Genomic DNA, 14,371 nt, shown 5'->3' with positions numbered 1-14,371 from the left:
TATACAAAAATAAGAGGGCTTGAACATGAACCTGCACAACAAAACCCTGATTGTCACCGGCGTCGCCTCAGGCATTGGCGCCGAACTGGCGCGGCTCGCGCGCTTCCAGGGCGCTACGGTGATCGGTGTTGATCGCCATGAACCGCAACTGACCCTGGATGGCTTCTTCCAGGCTGACTTGGGTGACCCTGCCAGCATTGATGCACTGGTGGCGCGCCTGCCATCGCGGGTCGACGGGCTGTGTAACATCGCCGGGGTGCCCGGTACGGCGCCCGTGCAAGCGGTGGCCACGGTCAATTATCTGGGGCTGCGGCACCTGACTCAATCGTTGCTGCCACGCATGCCGGCGGGCGGCAGCATCGTCAATGTTGCCTCGGTGCTCGGCGCGCAATGGCCGCAACGGCTGGCGCTGCACAAGGCCCTGGCCGAGACGCCCAGCTTCGAGGCCGGGCAGCAGTGGCTGGCGGCCAATCCGGTGGAGCCGGCCAGCTGTTATCAGTACTTCAAGGAAGCGCTGATCGTGTGGAGCTTCCAACAATCCCAGGGCTGGTTTCGCGATCACTCGGTGCGTATCAACTGCGTGGCGCCGGGGCCGGTGTTTACCCCGATTCTCGGCGATTTCGTCAGCATGCTCGGGCCGCAGCGGGTGGCCGAGGACAGCCAGCGCATGACCCGTCCAGCCCTGGCCGATGAGGTGGCGGCGGTGATTGCCTTCCTCTGCTCGGACGCCGCGCGCTGGGTCAGCGGGGTCAATCTGCCGGTGGACGGCGGGTTGGCGGCGACCTACGTGTAGGGGTTGCACCAGCGGTAAACCCCGGCGCGGATCCACCGTGCCGGGCGTCTTGAACAACAACAAAAATACAGGACATACAAGATGCTCAAGCCTATCTTGCGGACGGTTGCGGCCACGACTTTTGTCGCACTGTCACCGATTGCACACGCTTACGACCTGCCCGGACTCAACCTCGGCAGCACCAGTTTCTACGACGGCTCACCGGCCCCGGCCGGCCCGGGCTGGTACCTGGAGGAATACCTGACGTACTCCCGGGCCAGCCGCTTCAATGATGCCAACGGCAACAAGCTGGCGCTGCCCAAGCAGGACGTGGAAGTGGTGGCGCCTACCACGCAGATCATCTACGTCGGCCAACCCCTGGCCAATGGCGCGATGCCCGGATTCACCCTGATCAACACCTCGCTGGCCCATGTGAATGTCGACGATGGGTTGAACAATGCGGCGCTGAGTTCCCGTGCTGGCTTCGGTGACCTGACTGTCGGTGCCTTCCTGCAACTGCCAACCCTGAACCGCGCTGATGGCAGCCCGCTGTTGACCCAGCGTGTCGAGGCTGATGTCTCGATCCCGGTGGGGGCCTATGACCGCAATCGCTCGATCAACCCCGGCAGCAACTTCTGGTCATTCAACCCGTATTACGCGGCGACGTACTGGTTCAGCCCGAAATGGTCGGCGAGCGGACGCTTCATGTACCTGTGGAATGGCAAGAATGATGATCCGCAGGCAGGCTTTGGGGATGTTTCCGATACCCAGGCCGGCCAGGCATTGCATGCCAACCTGACGCTGCAATATGCCTTGAGCCAGCAACTGAGCGTGGGGGTCAACGGCTATTGGTTGAAGCAAATCACCGACACCCAGGTCGATGGACACGCCGTGAGCGGGCGCCGGGAGAAGGTCTGGGCCATTGGCCCAGGCCTGATCTATGCGTTCAGCAAGGAAGATGTGCTATCGGTAAACGCTTACTTTGAACAGCAGGCGGAAAACCGCACCGAGGGCAACAAACTGGTGCTCAATTGGCTGCATAAGTTCTAGTTGGCGCCTTACGCACCATCACGCTGATGATGGTCAGTGCGGCAATCACCACCCCGGGGGACGTCGCCAGCAGTACCCCCGCGGTGCCGGCGCCGGCGGCGAGGAGTTGCCCAGCCGCCAGGGGCCCGGCCACCGAACCCAGGCGGCCAACGGCCACGGCGGCACCGACGCCGGTGGCACGCACCGACGTGGGGTAGGAGGGCGGTGCCGAGGCGTACAGCACCAACTGCGCAGCCATCACGAACAAGCCGGCGGCAAAGCCGGCGAAGGCCATGGGCACGATGCCCACCGACAACCCCACCCCGGCCAGCGCCGCCAGCAACCCGGCATACACCGACAGCACCACTTTGAGGGCATTGCAGCGGTCCAGCAACACGCCGCCGAGCAGCGAACCCAGGGCGCCGCCGATATTGAAGAGCATCTGCACCATGCCCGCCTGGGGTTTGCTGAAACCCTGTTCCAGCAACAGCGACGGCAGCCAGTTAAGCAGCATGTACATCACGGTCAGGGTGAAGAAGTAGCTGAGCCACAAGGCCAGTGTGGTGCGGGCGCGGCCCTCGCCGAACAGCGCCTGGCCGGTGGAGGGGCGGGCGCCGTGCGTGTGGTCGAGTTGTTGGCGAAAGGCGCTGGATTCAGGCAGCAGCAGGATCATCAACGGCACGGCCAGCAAGGGCGCCAGGCCGCCGATGATAAACGTGGTCTGCCAGTGCTCACTGGAAAACATCGCCACTACCGCGGCCAATGCTCCCCCCAGCGGCACCCCGCAGTACATCACGCTGATGGCCGTGCCCCGGTTGCGCTCGGTCACCGCTTCGGCGCACAGGGCGATCAGGTTGGGCAACGCGGCGCCCAGGCCCAGGCCGGTGAGGAAACGCACCAGCAACAAGCTTGAGTAGCTGTCGACAAAGGCGGTGCTCAGGGAAAACAGCCCGAACAGCAGCACCGCGCTGACCAGGATTTTCTTGCGCCCGATCCGGTCGGCAACCCAGCCGCCGAAGAACGCCCCCGGCAGCAGCCCGATGATTCCGACGCTGAACACCCAGCCGAGCATCTTCGGATCCAGGGCGAAGGTTTGACGTAACCCCGCAGCGGCGGTGCCGGCGGCTTGCAGATCGAACCCTTCGATCAGCGCAACGATAAAGCACAACGCAATAGTCAGCGTCGAACGACGCGATGGACTGTTCATGGCAAACCTCATTGTTGTTTTTGTTGTGGTGGCGAGCTTGAGTGGCTGCTGGATATTAAGATAACAAATATAACTAAAAAATGAATCGTGGAATAAAGTCCGCAAAAAAACAGAATAAAGTCATTTAATTCAATCAATTGAGATATCGATATGGGTTTTGCCAAAAAATAGATAGTTTTATTAATGTTCGATTATCGGTCATGTGCAGTTGACGAGTGCCGTCGGCTGTTTCCATTCTTGGCTCGCGAGGCTGACAAGGCCGAGCGTGTGCCAACCCAAAAAAACAACAAAAATGGACATCGAACATGCCAGAACTCCCTATGGAGGACGCCGTTGCAGCGGCGTCTGTCTCCTGTGTGTCGAACAACACTCCACGCCGGCTGATGGCTTTGCTGGCCTTGAGCGTGCTGCCCGGTTCGCTGTGGGCTGCAGGCTTTATCGACGACAGCCACGGCACCCTGACCTTGCGCAATTACTACCTGGACCGTGACTACAAGGACGACGGTGCGAAGACCGCCGCGCGGGAATGGGCCCAGGCATTCATCCTCAACCTGGAATCGGGTTACACCCCTGGCCCAGTGGGCTTTGGCCTGGATGTACGCGGGTTAATGGGGGTCAAGCTCGACTCTTCGCCGGACCGCAGCGGTACCGAATTGTTGCCGGTGTCGGCCAGCGACAAGCGCGCCGCCGATGAGTACTCGCGCCTGGCCCCGACCGCCAAGCTGCGGTTTGCGCAAACCACGGTGAAGGCCGGCGATGTGTCGATCTTCCTGCCGTTCGCCTTTGCCAGCCCGTCGCGCCTGCTGCCGCAAACCTTTCGCGGCACCACCTTGAGCTCCAAGGACATCGATGGGCTGACCCTCAACACCGGCTACATCGACCGCATCAACAAACGCGACTCCACCGACTACCAATCCATGACTGTCGCCTCACCCAACCGGCGTTTCAACGCCACCGCCACCACGTCGCACCTGGCTTACGTGGGCGGTGATTACCAGGTCAATAAAGATTTCAGCCTGCGCGCCTACCATTCGCAGATCGCGGACCTCTACCAGCAGGACACCCTGGCGCTGCTGCACAACCTGCCGGTAGGCGATGGCGTGCTTACCAGCGACCTGCGCAGTTTTTTCAGCCGTGAGGATGGCAGTGCCAAGGCGGGCAACGTCGATAACCGCAACCTCTCGGCCTTGTTTGGCTACCGCCTGGGCGGCCATCGCGTCAGCCTTGGCTACATGCACTCAAGCGGGGAGACGGCCACGCCCTATATCTCGGGAACAGAGTTGATGGGCATGAGCGAACTGACCATGAGTTCAGACTTTCTCAACGCCAAGGAGCGCACCTGGCAAGCCATCTACGACTATGACTTCGCCGCATCGGGTGTGCCGGGGCTGAAGGCTCGGCTGCGGTATGTGCGTGGCGACCATATCGAACTGGCGGCTTTGAATGCCGAGGATCGCAAGGAGCGCGAGTTTCAGATGGAACTGGGGTATGTGATTCAGAGCGGCCCGTTTAAGGACGTCGGGTTTATGGCGCGCAAGTCGATCTACCGCAATGACTTCCCGAGCGGCGCGGCTTTTCGCGATGAAAACCAGACCCGTTTCCTGGTGCTCTACACCGTGGCGCTCTGGTAAGCCGATCAGTCCTGATAGACCTTCTTCAGCAAGCGCAGCAGCGCTTCACGCTCCTGGCCGTCGAGGGCGGCGGTGGCGTCCAGGTCGCTCTGTGCGGCGATTGCCTTGAGCTCTTTGAGCAGGGCTTCGCCGGTCTTGCTGAGGAAGATCCCGTAGGAGCGCTTGTCCGGCTTGCAGCGTACCCGCACGGCAAGGGCGCGGCTTTCCAGCTTGTTCAGCAACGGCACCACCTGGGGTGGCTCGATGGCCAGGGCACGTGCCAGGTCGGCCTGCATCATCCCGGGGTTCTGCTCGATGATCGCCAGGGCCGAGAACTGCGCAGGGCGCAGGTCGTGGTCCGATAACCGACCGATCAGGTTCTGGAACAGCTTGAGCTGGGCGCGGCGCATGGCGTAACCGATCAGATCGTCCAGGGCTGAATCCAGCGGCGGCCGTCCCTCATCGTTGTCGGGCAGGCCCTGGCTGGCGGTGGCGATGTTGGAAGGCTTGGCCATTGGCAGTGCAATCCTCAGAAGGTGGAGGTTAAGAAGGCTATCTAGTTTGCCGGTATTGGCGGGCTATGGCTACGCCGGGTTTTTACGGCGCCTGCAATGTAAGGGGTTTAATCACGTGAAATATTGGTTATTCAAATTAATAGTTAATTGACATAACTATATTTGCGGTTTAATTTCGAATCATCTTCACACCCAGAACAAGAGCGTACCGCCATGAGCAATTACGAAGGCCGTTGGACCACTGTCAAGGTTGAGATCGAAGAAGGCATTGCCTGGGTCATTCTCAATCGTCCGGAAAAACGCAACGCCATGAGTCCGACCCTGAACCGGGAAATGATCGACGTCCTGGAAACCCTGGAGCAGGACCCTGCCGCCGGCGTGCTGGTACTGACCGGCGCCGGGGAAGCCTGGACCGCCGGCATGGACCTCAAGGAATACTTTCGCGAGGTGGATGCCGGCCCGGAAATCCTCCAGGAAAAAATCCGCCGCGAAGCCTCGCAATGGCAATGGAAACTGCTGCGCATGTACGCCAAGCCGACCATCGCCATGGTCAATGGCTGGTGCTTCGGCGGTGGCTTCAGCCCGCTGGTGGCCTGTGACCTGGCAATCTGCGCCGACGAAGCGACCTTCGGCCTCTCGGAAATCAACTGGGGTATCCCGCCGGGCAACCTGGTGAGCAAGGCCATGGCCGATACCGTGGGCCATCGTCAATCGCTGTACTACATCATGACCGGCAAGACCTTTGGCGGGCAGAAAGCCGCCGAAATGGGCCTGGTCAACGAAAGCGTGCCGCTGGCTCAACTGCGCGAAGTGACCATCGAGCTGGCGCGTAACCTGCTGGAGAAAAACCCGGTGGTGCTGCGTGCCGCCAAGCATGGCTTCAAGCGTTGCCGCGAACTGACCTGGGAGCAGAACGAGGATTACCTCTACGCCAAGCTCGATCAGTCGCGCCTGCTCGACACCGAAGGCGGTCGCGAGCAGGGCATGAAGCAGTTCCTCGACGACAAGAGCATCAAGCCTGGCCTGCAGGCGTATAAACGCTGAAGGGCGCGGCCGCCTGGCCGCGCCGTTGTACTCTGCTTGAACGTATTCCCGATAAAGACAATAAAGAGGAATCACCATGCTGGACGTGCCCCTGTTGATCGGCGGCCAGTCGTGCCACGCCCGTGACGGTCGAACCTTCGAACGTCGCAACCCGGTGACCGGTGAAGTGGTCTCTCGGGTGGCCGCCGCGACCCTGGAAGATGCCGACGCCGCCGTCGCCGCCGCTCACGCCGCGTTCCCCGCGTGGGCGGCGCTGGCGCCCAACGAACGCCGCACCCGCTTGCTCAACGCTGCCGAGCAATTGCAGGCGCGCAGCAGCGAATTCATCGCTGCCGCCGGCGAGACCGGCGCCATGCCCAACTGGTATGGCTTCAATGTGCGCCTGGCGGCCAATATGCTGCGCGAAGCGGCGTCGATGACCACCCAGATCACGGGGGAGGTGATCCCCTCCGATGTCCCCGGCAGTTTCGCCATGGCCTTGCGTCAACCTTGCGGTGTGGTGCTGGGCATCGCGCCGTGGAACGCTCCGGTCATCCTCGCCACTCGCGCCATCGCCATGCCGCTGGCCTGCGGTAATACCGTGGTGCTCAAGGCCTCGGAATTAAGCCCGGCGGTGCACCGCCTGATGGGCCAGGTATTGCAAGACGCAGGCCTGGGCGATGGTGTGGTCAATGTCATCAGCAATGCCCCGGCGGATGCCGCCGCGATTGTCGAGCGGCTGATCGCCAACCCGGCGGTGCGGCGGGTCAACTTCACCGGCTCGACCCATGTCGGGCGCATTGTCGGCGAGCTCTCGGCGCGTCACCTCAAGCCGGCGTTGCTGGAACTGGGTGGCAAGGCGCCGTTGCTGGTGCTCGACGATGCCGATCTTGACGCTGCTGTGGCGGCGGCGGCTTTTGGCGCCTATTTCAACCAGGGCCAGATTTGCATGTCCACCGAACGCCTGATCGTCGATGCCAAGGTCGCCGATGCGTTCAGCGCCAAGCTGGCGGCCAAGGTTGCGACCCTGCGTGCGGGTGATCCAGCGGCGGCTGATTCGGTGCTGGGTTCCCTGGTGGACGCCAGCGCCGGCACACGCATCAAGGCCCTGATCGACGATGCTCTGGCCAAGGGCGCGCGGCTGGTGGTAGGCGGCCAACTGGAGGGCAGCATCCTGCAGCCGACCCTGATCGATGGTGTCACCGAACAGATGCGCTTGTACCGCGAAGAGTCCTTTGGACCGGTGGCCGTACTGCTGCGTGGTGAGGGTGATGAAGCCTTGTTGCGCCTGGCCAACGATTCCGAGTTCGGCCTGTCGGCGGCGATCTTCAGTCGAGACACCGGGCGCGCGCTGGCGCTGGCGCAGCGGGTCGAGTCGGGTATTTGCCATATCAACGGCCCGACGGTGCATGACGAGGCGCAGATGCCGTTTGGTGGGGTCAAGTCCAGTGGGTACGGCAGCTTTGGTGGCAAGGCGTCCATTGAGCACTTCACGCAATTGCGCTGGGTGACCTTGCAGAACGGGCCACGGCATTACCCGATCTGAGCAGGCGCCGCGACATAACAATAACAAGGCGGCTGTGATCCGCCTTGCTGGAGGACATCCTTGTGAGTTCCGAATTTCGACCGCAACCCCAGCCCGTACCGCGATACCGCGAGGTCTCCATCGGCCACGCACCGGTGGCGGTCACTGAAGAGCAGGGCGTGTTGCACATGCGCTCCCTGGAACCCCTGGCCGAGTTGCCGGCGCGCTTGCTCGATCGCCTGGTGCATTGGGCGCGGGTGCGGCCCGAGCAGACGTTTATCGCGGCACGCCAGGCCGGCGGTGATTGGCGCCGTGTCAGCTACCGCGAGATGCTCGACAGCGTGCGCGCGATTGCCCAGGGCCTGCTGAGTTACGGGCTGTCGGCGGACAAGCCGCTGGCCTTGCTGTCGGGCAACGACATCGAGCATTTGCAGGTCGCCCTCGGCGCTATGTACGCCGGCATTCCCTACTGCCCGGTATCGCCCGCGTACTCGTTGTTGTCCCAGGATTTCGCCAAGCTGCGGCATGTCTGCGACTTGCTGCAACCCGGGCTGGTGTTCGTCAGTGATGCGCCGGCCTACCAGCGTGCGATCGACGCCGTATTGCCGGCCGAAACCCCGCTGATCTGCGTGCGCGGCCAAGTGCCCGGGCGCAGCCAAATAAGCTTCGCCAGCCTGCTGCACACACCGGGTGGCGCAGAGGCTGAAGCGGCGTTCAAGGCCACCGGGCCTGACAGCATCGCCAAGTTTCTCTTCACCTCGGGCTCGACCAAATTGCCCAAGGCCGTGGTCACCACCCAGCGCATGCTCTGCGCCAACCAGCAGATGCTGTTGCAGACGTTTCCGGTGTTCGGTGAGGAGCCGCCGGTGCTGGTGGACTGGCTGCCGTGGAACCATACGTTTGGCGGTAGCCATAACGTCGGCATCGTGCTCTACAACGGCGGCACCTTTTACCTCGACGACGGCAAACCCACGGTCCAAGGCTTTGCCGAGACCCTGCGCAACCTCAAGGAGGTTTCGCCCACGGCCTATTTAACGGTACCCAAGGGCTGGGAAGAATTGGTCAACGCCCTGGAACAGGACGCCGAGTTGCGCGAGCGTTTTTTTGCGCGCATGAAACTGTTCTTCTTCGCCGCCGCCGGCCTTTCCCAACGTATCTGGGATCGCCTCGACCGCGTGGCCGAACAGCACTGTGGTGAACGCATCCGCATGATGGCCGGGCTGGGCATGACCGAAGCCGCACCGTCCTGCACGTTCACCACCGGGCCGTTGTCCATGGCCGGTTATATCGGTTTGCCCGCGCCGGGCTGCGAGGTGCGCCTGGTGCCGGTGGATGGCAAGTTCGAAGGACGCTTTCGCGGGCCGCATATCATGCCGGGGTATTGGCGGGCGCCCCAGCAAACCGCCGAGGTGTTCGACGAGCAGGGGTTCTACTGTTCAGGAGATGCGATCAAGCTCGCCGACCCTCAGCAGCCGCAACTGGGCCTGATGTTCGATGGGCGGATTGCCGAGGATTTCAAGCTCTCTTCCGGGGTGTTTGTCAGCGTTGGTCCGTTGCGCAATCGCGCGGTGCTCGACGGCTCGCCCTATGTGCAGGACCTGGTGATTGCCGCCCCCGACCGCGAGTGCCTCGCAGCACTGGTGTTCCCCAGGCTCCACGAATGCCGTCGGCTAGCGGGCCTGGACGCCGACGCCAGCGACGCCCAAGTGCTGGGCAGCGCGCCGGTGCGCCAGTGGTTCGGCGACTGGTTGCAACGCCTCAATCGTGAGGCCACCGGCAATGCCAGTCGCCTGGAATGGATTGCCCTGCTCGACGAGCCGGCGTCCATCGATCGTGGGGAAATCACCGACAAAGGTTCGATCAACCAGCGGGCGGTACTGCAATGGCGCGCCGCCAAGGTCGAGGCGTTGTATCGCGGCGAAGACACCACGCTGTTGCGTGCCGAGCCCAAGCCTTGAACGGGCAGTATTCGGCATTTGCCGATGTGGCGATTTTCGAGGCCGTGCGCACCCCCTGGATTGACCTGGGTGGAGCACTGTCTCAGGTCTCACCCATTGACCTGGGGATCAAGGTTGGCCGTGAAGTACTGGCCCGGGCGGGTATTGAGCCGCAGGCAGTGGACAGCGTACTGGCCGGCTCCATGGCCCAGGCCAGCTTCGATGCCTACTTGCTGCCACGGCATATCGGCTTGTACAGCGGTGTGGCGCAAGCGGTACCGGCACTGGGGGTGCAGCGCATCTGCGCCACCGGTTTCGAGCTGTTGCGCCAGGCCGCTGTGCAACTGCGGGATGGCGTGCAACTGGCCTTGTGTGTGGCCAGTGAATCCATGTCGCGCAACCCGATTGCGGCCTACACCCATCGGGATGGGTTTCGACTCGGCGGCGAGGTGCAATTTAAGGATTTTCTCTGGGAGGCCCTTTATGACCCGGCCCCTGGCCTGGACATGATCGCCACCGCCGATAACCTGGCGCGCCGTTATGGCCTGAGCCGCAAGTCCGTGGACCGCCACGCCTGTGACAGCCATCAGCGAGCGTTGCAGGCGCAGCGTGACGACGTGTGGGCGGAAGAAATCGTCACGGTCGACAACCAGGTGTTCGAGCTTGAGGGGTATCAGCCCAGGGGCATCAGCCTGGCGCGTCGGGCCAGTGCCGTCAGCACGGACAGCCACCCACGTCCCACCGACCTTGAAGCCCTGGCACGCTTGCGCGCCGTGCACCCTGGCGGTGTACAAACCGCCGGCAACAGTTGCGCCGTGGTCGATGGCGCCGCCGCCGCACTGGTGGGGCGCGCCTCGGCCTGCACGCGTCCGGCCCTGGCGCGTCTGTTGGCCAGCGCGGTGGTCGGTGTGGCCCCCGAGTTCATGGGCATCGGCCCGGCACCGGCGATCCGCCTGCTGCTGCAACGCAGCGGGTTGAACCTGGGTGACATCGGCCGCTTCGAGATCAACGAAGCCCAGGCCGCCCAGGTACTGGCGGTGGCCTATGAACTGGAGCTGGACAGCACCCGCCTCAACGTCCAGGGCGGCTCGCTTGCGCTGGGGCATCCACTGGCTGCCACCGGCCTGCGCCTGGTGATGACCCTGGCCCGACAACTGCGTCAGCACAACCTGCGCTATGGGATTGCCGCAGCGTGCGTGGGTGGCGGGCAGGGCATGGCGTTGCTGATCGAGAACCCTGTCTACCGCGCTTGATTGTTTTTTTAGTCGATGAGGTGTCCCGATGTGGAGCTACGAGGCGCCTTTGCGCGATATGCAATTTGTCCTTGAACACTGGTTGCAGGCGCCCGAAACCTGGCAGCGCCACCCGGCGTTCGCGGCCCTGGACCTGCCGCTGGCGCTACAGGTGCTGGAGGAGGCGGCACGCTTCAGTCAGGGCGTATTGGCACCGTTGAACAGCAGCGGTGATCGCCAGGGCTGCCGCTGGCAGGCGGGCCGGGTCAGCACCCCGGACGGCTTCGTCGAGGCCTATCGCGCCTATGTCGACGGTGGCTGGCCGGCGCTGGCGTGCGCTGAGGAGCAGGGCGGGCAGGGCTTGCCGCAACTACTCGATGCGGCGCTGCAAGAGATGCTCTACGCCAGCAACCACGCCTGGGCCATGTACACCGGGATCGCCCATGGCGCCTACCTGTGCCTCAAGACCCACGCCGCTCCCTGGCTGCAGGCACGCTACCTGCCCGAGATTGTCAGTGGCCAGGCCTTGCCCACCATGTGCCTGACCGAGCCTCAGGCCGGCAGCGATGTCGGCTTGCTGCGCTGTCGCGCGCAGCCCCAGGCGGATGGCAGTTATCGCCTCAGCGGCAGCAAGCTGTTTATCTCCGGCGGTGAGCACGACCTCACGGCCAATATCCTGCACCTGGTGCTGGCGCGTTTGCCCAATGCGCCGCCGGGCAGTCGCGGCCTTTCACTGTTCCTGGTGCCCAAGCAACTGGACGACGGCCGTGCCAATGGCGTGCACTGCGACGGCATCGAACACAAGATGGGCATCAAGGGCAGCGCCACCTGCTCCCTGGTATTCGACGCCGCCCAGGGCTGGCTGATCGGCGAGGCCAATCAGGGCCTCGCGGCGATGTTCGTGATGATGAATTCGGCGCGCCTGCATGTCGGCCTGCAAGGCCTGGGTCATGTCGAGGCAGCTTGGCAGAATGCTCGGCAGTACGCCGCCGAGCGTGTGCAGATGCGTGCACCGTCAAGGCCCGAAGGCGTGGCAGCCCAGGCCGCTGACCCGATCCGTTATCACCCGGCCATGCGCCGCGTGTTGCTGGAGCTGCGCACCACCAGCGAGGGTATGCGCGCCATCGGCTATTGGGCGGCGCACCTGCTTGATCAGGCCGAGCATGGCCAGGACTTGTCGGCCGCCCGTTTGGCGCCTTTGCTGACACCCATCATCAAGGCGTTTTTCACCGAACAGGGCTTTCGCCAGGCGAGCAATGCGTTGCAGGTGTTTGGCGGTTACGGCTACGTCACCGAGTTCGCCATCGAGCAAACCCTGCGGGACAGCCGCATCGCGATGATCTACGAGGGCAGTAACGAGATCCAGGCGAATGACTTGTTGCTGCGCAAAGTGCTGGGGGATGAAGGTCGAGCCTTTGGCCTGCTGCTGGCCGAGTTGCGTGCCGAGGCCGGGCAGGGCTTGCAGTATGTCGAGTGTGCAGGGTTCTCCCGTGCATTGGGCAGTCTGTGCGACTCGCTGGCCGGTGTGGTGACTGCCCTGCGTGAACGCTCGCAGGAAGACAGTGAATACCCCTATCGGGCTGCGCCGGATTTCCTCCAGCTATGTGGCGTGGCGTTACTGGCCTTTGCCTGGGCGCGGGCTGCGCGTGTCTCCAGGGCATTGCCCGAAGACGATCCGTTGCGTGCTGCCAAGCTGCACAGCGCCGGGTTCTTTTTCGATTACCTGCCGTCGCGGCTGGCGCACCACCTGGGTGCCATAGAGGGTGCCCGCGCCGCGCTGGCGTTCGTCTGACGGGATCGGATGCTTGCGGTACTATGGCCGGCCATGTTTTCTGGAAGTTGCCTGGATGAGTAAGCCCGGTCAATTGGTGCTGGTTGCACTGCGCAAGATGATTGCCAGCGGGGAGTTGGTGGCGGGGGAGCGCCTGATGGAAATCCCTACGGCGCAACGTTTTGGAGTGTCGCGCATGCCGGTGCGCATGGCATTTCGTACCCTTGAGCAGGAAGGGCTGCTGGTGCCGTTTGGCGGGCGCGGCTATCAGGTGCGCTCGGTCAGCCCCAGTGACATTGCTGGCGCCGTCGAAGTGCGCGGTGTGCTGGAAGGCCTGGCTGCGCGGCAAGCCGCCGAGCATGGCCTGTCGGATGCGGCGCGTGCGGCGCTGGAGCGCTGCCTGGTGGAAGGCGACCAACTGTTCGACAAAGGCTACGTGACTGAAGATGACCTTGAGGTTTACCACGACCTGAACATGCGCTTTCACCAGGTCATCGTCGAAGGCAGCCACAACCCGGCGATCGCGGATGCGCTGGCTCGCAATGATCACCTGCCATTCGCATCGGTGACCGCGCTGGCGGTGGATCGCGAGGACATGGCCCGTGAATACCGGCGCTTCAACTATGCCCACATGCAGCACCATTCGGTGTTTGACGCCCTGGTCAATCGCCAGGGCGCGCGCGCCGAAGCCATCATGCGCGAGCACGCCAATGCGACGTTGCGTTATGCCGAGATCTTCAGTTCAGCCACCGCCGACGCGCGCATGAAGGTGATTTTGCCCGCGTCGTGACACCTGTCAGATATCGAGCACCAGCAGCGGGGTCCTCGAGCGTGAACAGCAGGGCGTGAACTGATCATTCAGCGCCTGTTCCTGCTCGGTGAGGAACAGGTCGCGGTGCTCAGGTATGCCCTCCAGCACACGGGTCAGGCAGGTGCCGCAAATCCCCTGTTCGCAGGACACGGCAATCTCGATACCGTGGCTTTCCAGGACCTGGACTACGGTCTTTTCGGCGGGGATTTCGAAGACCTGGCCGCTGCTGCCGAGCTTCACCGAAAAGCTCCCGTCGAGGCTGTTATCCACCGGTGCCGCGCTAAAGTATTCGCGGTGCAGGCAGTCTTCCTGCCAGCCCTGTGCGCGTGCGCTGTCGAGTACATGCTGCATGAAGCCGCCAGGGCCGCATACATACAGGTGCACATCGTCTGCGGGCGCCGCCAGCACCTCGGCAGCATTCAAGGCCGTGTGCGGCTGCTCATCGAAATGCAGGAACACCCGCTCGGCAAACGGCGACGCCTTGAGTCGTTGTACAAATGCCGCTCGCTCACTGGCGCGGGCACAATAATGCAGGTCGAAGTCGGCACCTGCATGGGCCAAGCGCTCGGCCATGCACAGGATCGGGGTGATGCCGATGCCGCCGGCGAACAACAGGCTACGGCGTGCTTCATGGGCCAGGGAGAACAGATTGCGTGGTTCGCTGATCGTCAGGCGGGTGCCCTCGTGTACTTGCTCGTGCAAGCTGCGCGAGCCGCCGCGAGAAGCCGGGTCGTTGAGTACGCCGATCAGATAGCGATGACGCTCCTCGGGGTGATTGCACAGCGAATACTGGCGCACCAGCCCATCCGGCAGATGCACGTCAATGTGCGCGCCGGCACTGAAGGCTGGCAGCGGCTGGCCATCGACCCTGGCCAGTTCATAGCTGCAAATGTCCTGGGTTTCGTTATTACGGGATACCACCACCACATCGATCATGTT

General features: G+C 63.1%; 12 protein-coding genes. 9 read left to right on the top strand and 3 right to left on the bottom strand.

Annotated features, from left to right (window positions below):
• Nucleotides 1-25: 25 nt before the first annotated feature.
• Both AACY08_RS07565 and AACY08_RS07560 read left to right on the top strand, forming a co-directional pair.
• On the top strand, nt 26-793 hold the full coding sequence (locus tag AACY08_RS07565; RefSeq protein ID WP_339419458.1) for a coniferyl-alcohol dehydrogenase: 768 nt from the start codon (nt 26-28) through the stop codon (nt 791-793).
• An 81-nt stretch (nt 794-874) separates the two neighbouring features.
• On the top strand, nt 875-1,822 hold the full coding sequence (locus AACY08_RS07560; RefSeq protein WP_339428065.1) for a SphA family protein: 948 nt from the start codon (nt 875-877) through the stop codon (nt 1,820-1,822).
• On the opposite strand, the gene mhpT is transcribed toward AACY08_RS07560, so the two are convergent.
• Nucleotides 1,800-3,008 (bottom strand): 3-(3-hydroxy-phenyl)propionate transporter MhpT, encoded by a 1,209-nt coding sequence (gene mhpT / locus AACY08_RS07555; RefSeq protein ID WP_339436233.1) that lies wholly within the window; start codon nt 3,006-3,008, stop codon nt 1,800-1,802. The genes AACY08_RS07560 and mhpT overlap by 23 nt on opposite strands.
• Nucleotides 3,009-3,313: 305 nt before the next feature.
• Here mhpT and AACY08_RS07550 point away from each other — a divergent pair, with 305 nt between their 5' ends.
• The gene (locus AACY08_RS07550; RefSeq protein WP_339468859.1) at nt 3,314-4,639 is read left to right on the top strand and encodes an OprD family porin; all 1,326 of its coding nucleotides are present in this window, start codon (nt 3,314-3,316) and stop codon (nt 4,637-4,639) included.
• Nucleotides 4,640-4,644: 5 nt separating this feature from the next.
• Here the strand turns inward: AACY08_RS07550 and AACY08_RS07545 are convergent, their stop codons facing one another.
• Entirely contained in the window at nt 4,645-5,133 is a 489-nt protein-coding gene (locus AACY08_RS07545) for a MarR family winged helix-turn-helix transcriptional regulator (RefSeq protein WP_339468858.1), read from the bottom strand.
• 213 nt (nt 5,134-5,346) lie between these two features.
• Here AACY08_RS07545 and AACY08_RS07540 point away from each other — a divergent pair, with 213 nt between their 5' ends.
• The 6 genes from AACY08_RS07540 to AACY08_RS07515 all read left to right on the top strand — a co-directional run bounded on the left by AACY08_RS07540 (nt 5,347) and on the right by AACY08_RS07515 (nt 13,411).
• Nucleotides 5,347-6,177: a p-hydroxycinnamoyl CoA hydratase/lyase gene (locus tag AACY08_RS07540; protein WP_010567568.1), complete on the top strand. Its 831-nt coding sequence runs from the start codon at nt 5,347-5,349 to the stop codon at nt 6,175-6,177.
• Between the two features lie 76 nt (nt 6,178-6,253).
• Nucleotides 6,254-7,702, top strand: coding sequence for an aldehyde dehydrogenase (locus AACY08_RS07535; protein WP_339468857.1), 1,449 nt, complete (start codon nt 6,254-6,256; stop codon nt 7,700-7,702).
• 62 nt (nt 7,703-7,764) lie between these two features.
• Complete coding sequence (locus AACY08_RS07530; protein ID WP_339468855.1) at nt 7,765-9,639, top strand: feruloyl-CoA synthase; 1,875 nt, start codon at nt 7,765-7,767, stop codon at nt 9,637-9,639.
• Nucleotides 9,636-10,871 carry a thiolase family protein gene (locus tag AACY08_RS07525; RefSeq protein WP_339468854.1) on the top strand — a complete coding sequence of 412 codons (1,236 nt, stop codon included), beginning with the start codon at nt 9,636-9,638 and terminating at the stop codon, nt 10,869-10,871. The genes AACY08_RS07530 and AACY08_RS07525 overlap by 4 nt, the downstream gene beginning before the upstream one ends.
• A gap of 28 nt (nt 10,872-10,899) precedes the next feature.
• Nucleotides 10,900-12,642, top strand: a complete 1,743-nt coding sequence (locus AACY08_RS07520; RefSeq protein WP_339468853.1) for an acyl-CoA dehydrogenase — start codon at nt 10,900-10,902, stop codon at nt 12,640-12,642.
• A 55-nt stretch (nt 12,643-12,697) separates the two neighbouring features.
• Nucleotides 12,698-13,411: a GntR family transcriptional regulator gene (locus tag AACY08_RS07515; RefSeq protein ID WP_339468852.1), complete on the top strand. Its 714-nt coding sequence runs from the start codon at nt 12,698-12,700 to the stop codon at nt 13,409-13,411.
• Between the two features lie 6 nt (nt 13,412-13,417).
• Here AACY08_RS07515 and AACY08_RS07510 read toward each other — a convergent pair whose 3' ends face one another.
• Nucleotides 13,418-14,368 carry a PDR/VanB family oxidoreductase gene (locus tag AACY08_RS07510; RefSeq protein ID WP_339468851.1) on the bottom strand — a complete coding sequence of 317 codons (951 nt, stop codon included), beginning with the start codon at nt 14,366-14,368 and terminating at the stop codon, nt 13,418-13,420.
• Nucleotides 14,369-14,371 lie beyond the last annotated feature (3 nt).

Origin of the sequence: Pseudomonas sp. EL_65y_Pfl1_R83 (assembly GCF_963970695.1) — a bacterium.
In the GTDB taxonomy this organism is placed as follows: domain Bacteria; phylum Pseudomonadota; class Gammaproteobacteria; order Pseudomonadales; family Pseudomonadaceae; genus Aquipseudomonas; species Aquipseudomonas tritici.
The sequence above is the reverse complement of the archived record's forward strand: the minus strand, read 5'-3'. Positions and strand labels throughout refer to the sequence as shown.

Excerpts from the sequence above, each read along its gene's own strand:
- AACY08_RS07565 (WP_339419458.1), top strand. The coding sequence starts at position 26 with ATGAACCTGCACAACAAAACCCTGATTGTCACCGGCGTCGCCTCAGGC.
- AACY08_RS07520 (WP_339468853.1), top strand. The coding sequence starts at position 10,900 with ATGTGGAGCTACGAGGCGCCTTTGCGCGATATGCAATTTGTCCTTGAA.
- AACY08_RS07515 (WP_339468852.1), top strand. The coding sequence starts at position 12,698 with ATGAGTAAGCCCGGTCAATTGGTGCTGGTTGCACTGCGCAAGATGATT.
- AACY08_RS07545 (WP_339468858.1), bottom strand. The coding sequence starts at position 5,133 with ATGGCCAAGCCTTCCAACATCGCCACCGCCAGCCAGGGCCTGCCCGAC.
- AACY08_RS07560 (WP_339428065.1), top strand. The coding sequence starts at position 875 with ATGCTCAAGCCTATCTTGCGGACGGTTGCGGCCACGACTTTTGTCGCA.
- AACY08_RS07510 (WP_339468851.1), bottom strand. The coding sequence starts at position 14,368 with ATGATCGATGTGGTGGTGGTATCCCGTAATAACGAAACCCAGGACATT.
- AACY08_RS07535 (WP_339468857.1), top strand. The coding sequence starts at position 6,254 with ATGCTGGACGTGCCCCTGTTGATCGGCGGCCAGTCGTGCCACGCCCGT.
- AACY08_RS07540 (WP_010567568.1), top strand. The coding sequence starts at position 5,347 with ATGAGCAATTACGAAGGCCGTTGGACCACTGTCAAGGTTGAGATCGAA.
- AACY08_RS07550 (WP_339468859.1), top strand. The coding sequence starts at position 3,314 with ATGCCAGAACTCCCTATGGAGGACGCCGTTGCAGCGGCGTCTGTCTCC.
- mhpT (WP_339436233.1), bottom strand. The coding sequence starts at position 3,008 with ATGAACAGTCCATCGCGTCGTTCGACGCTGACTATTGCGTTGTGCTTT.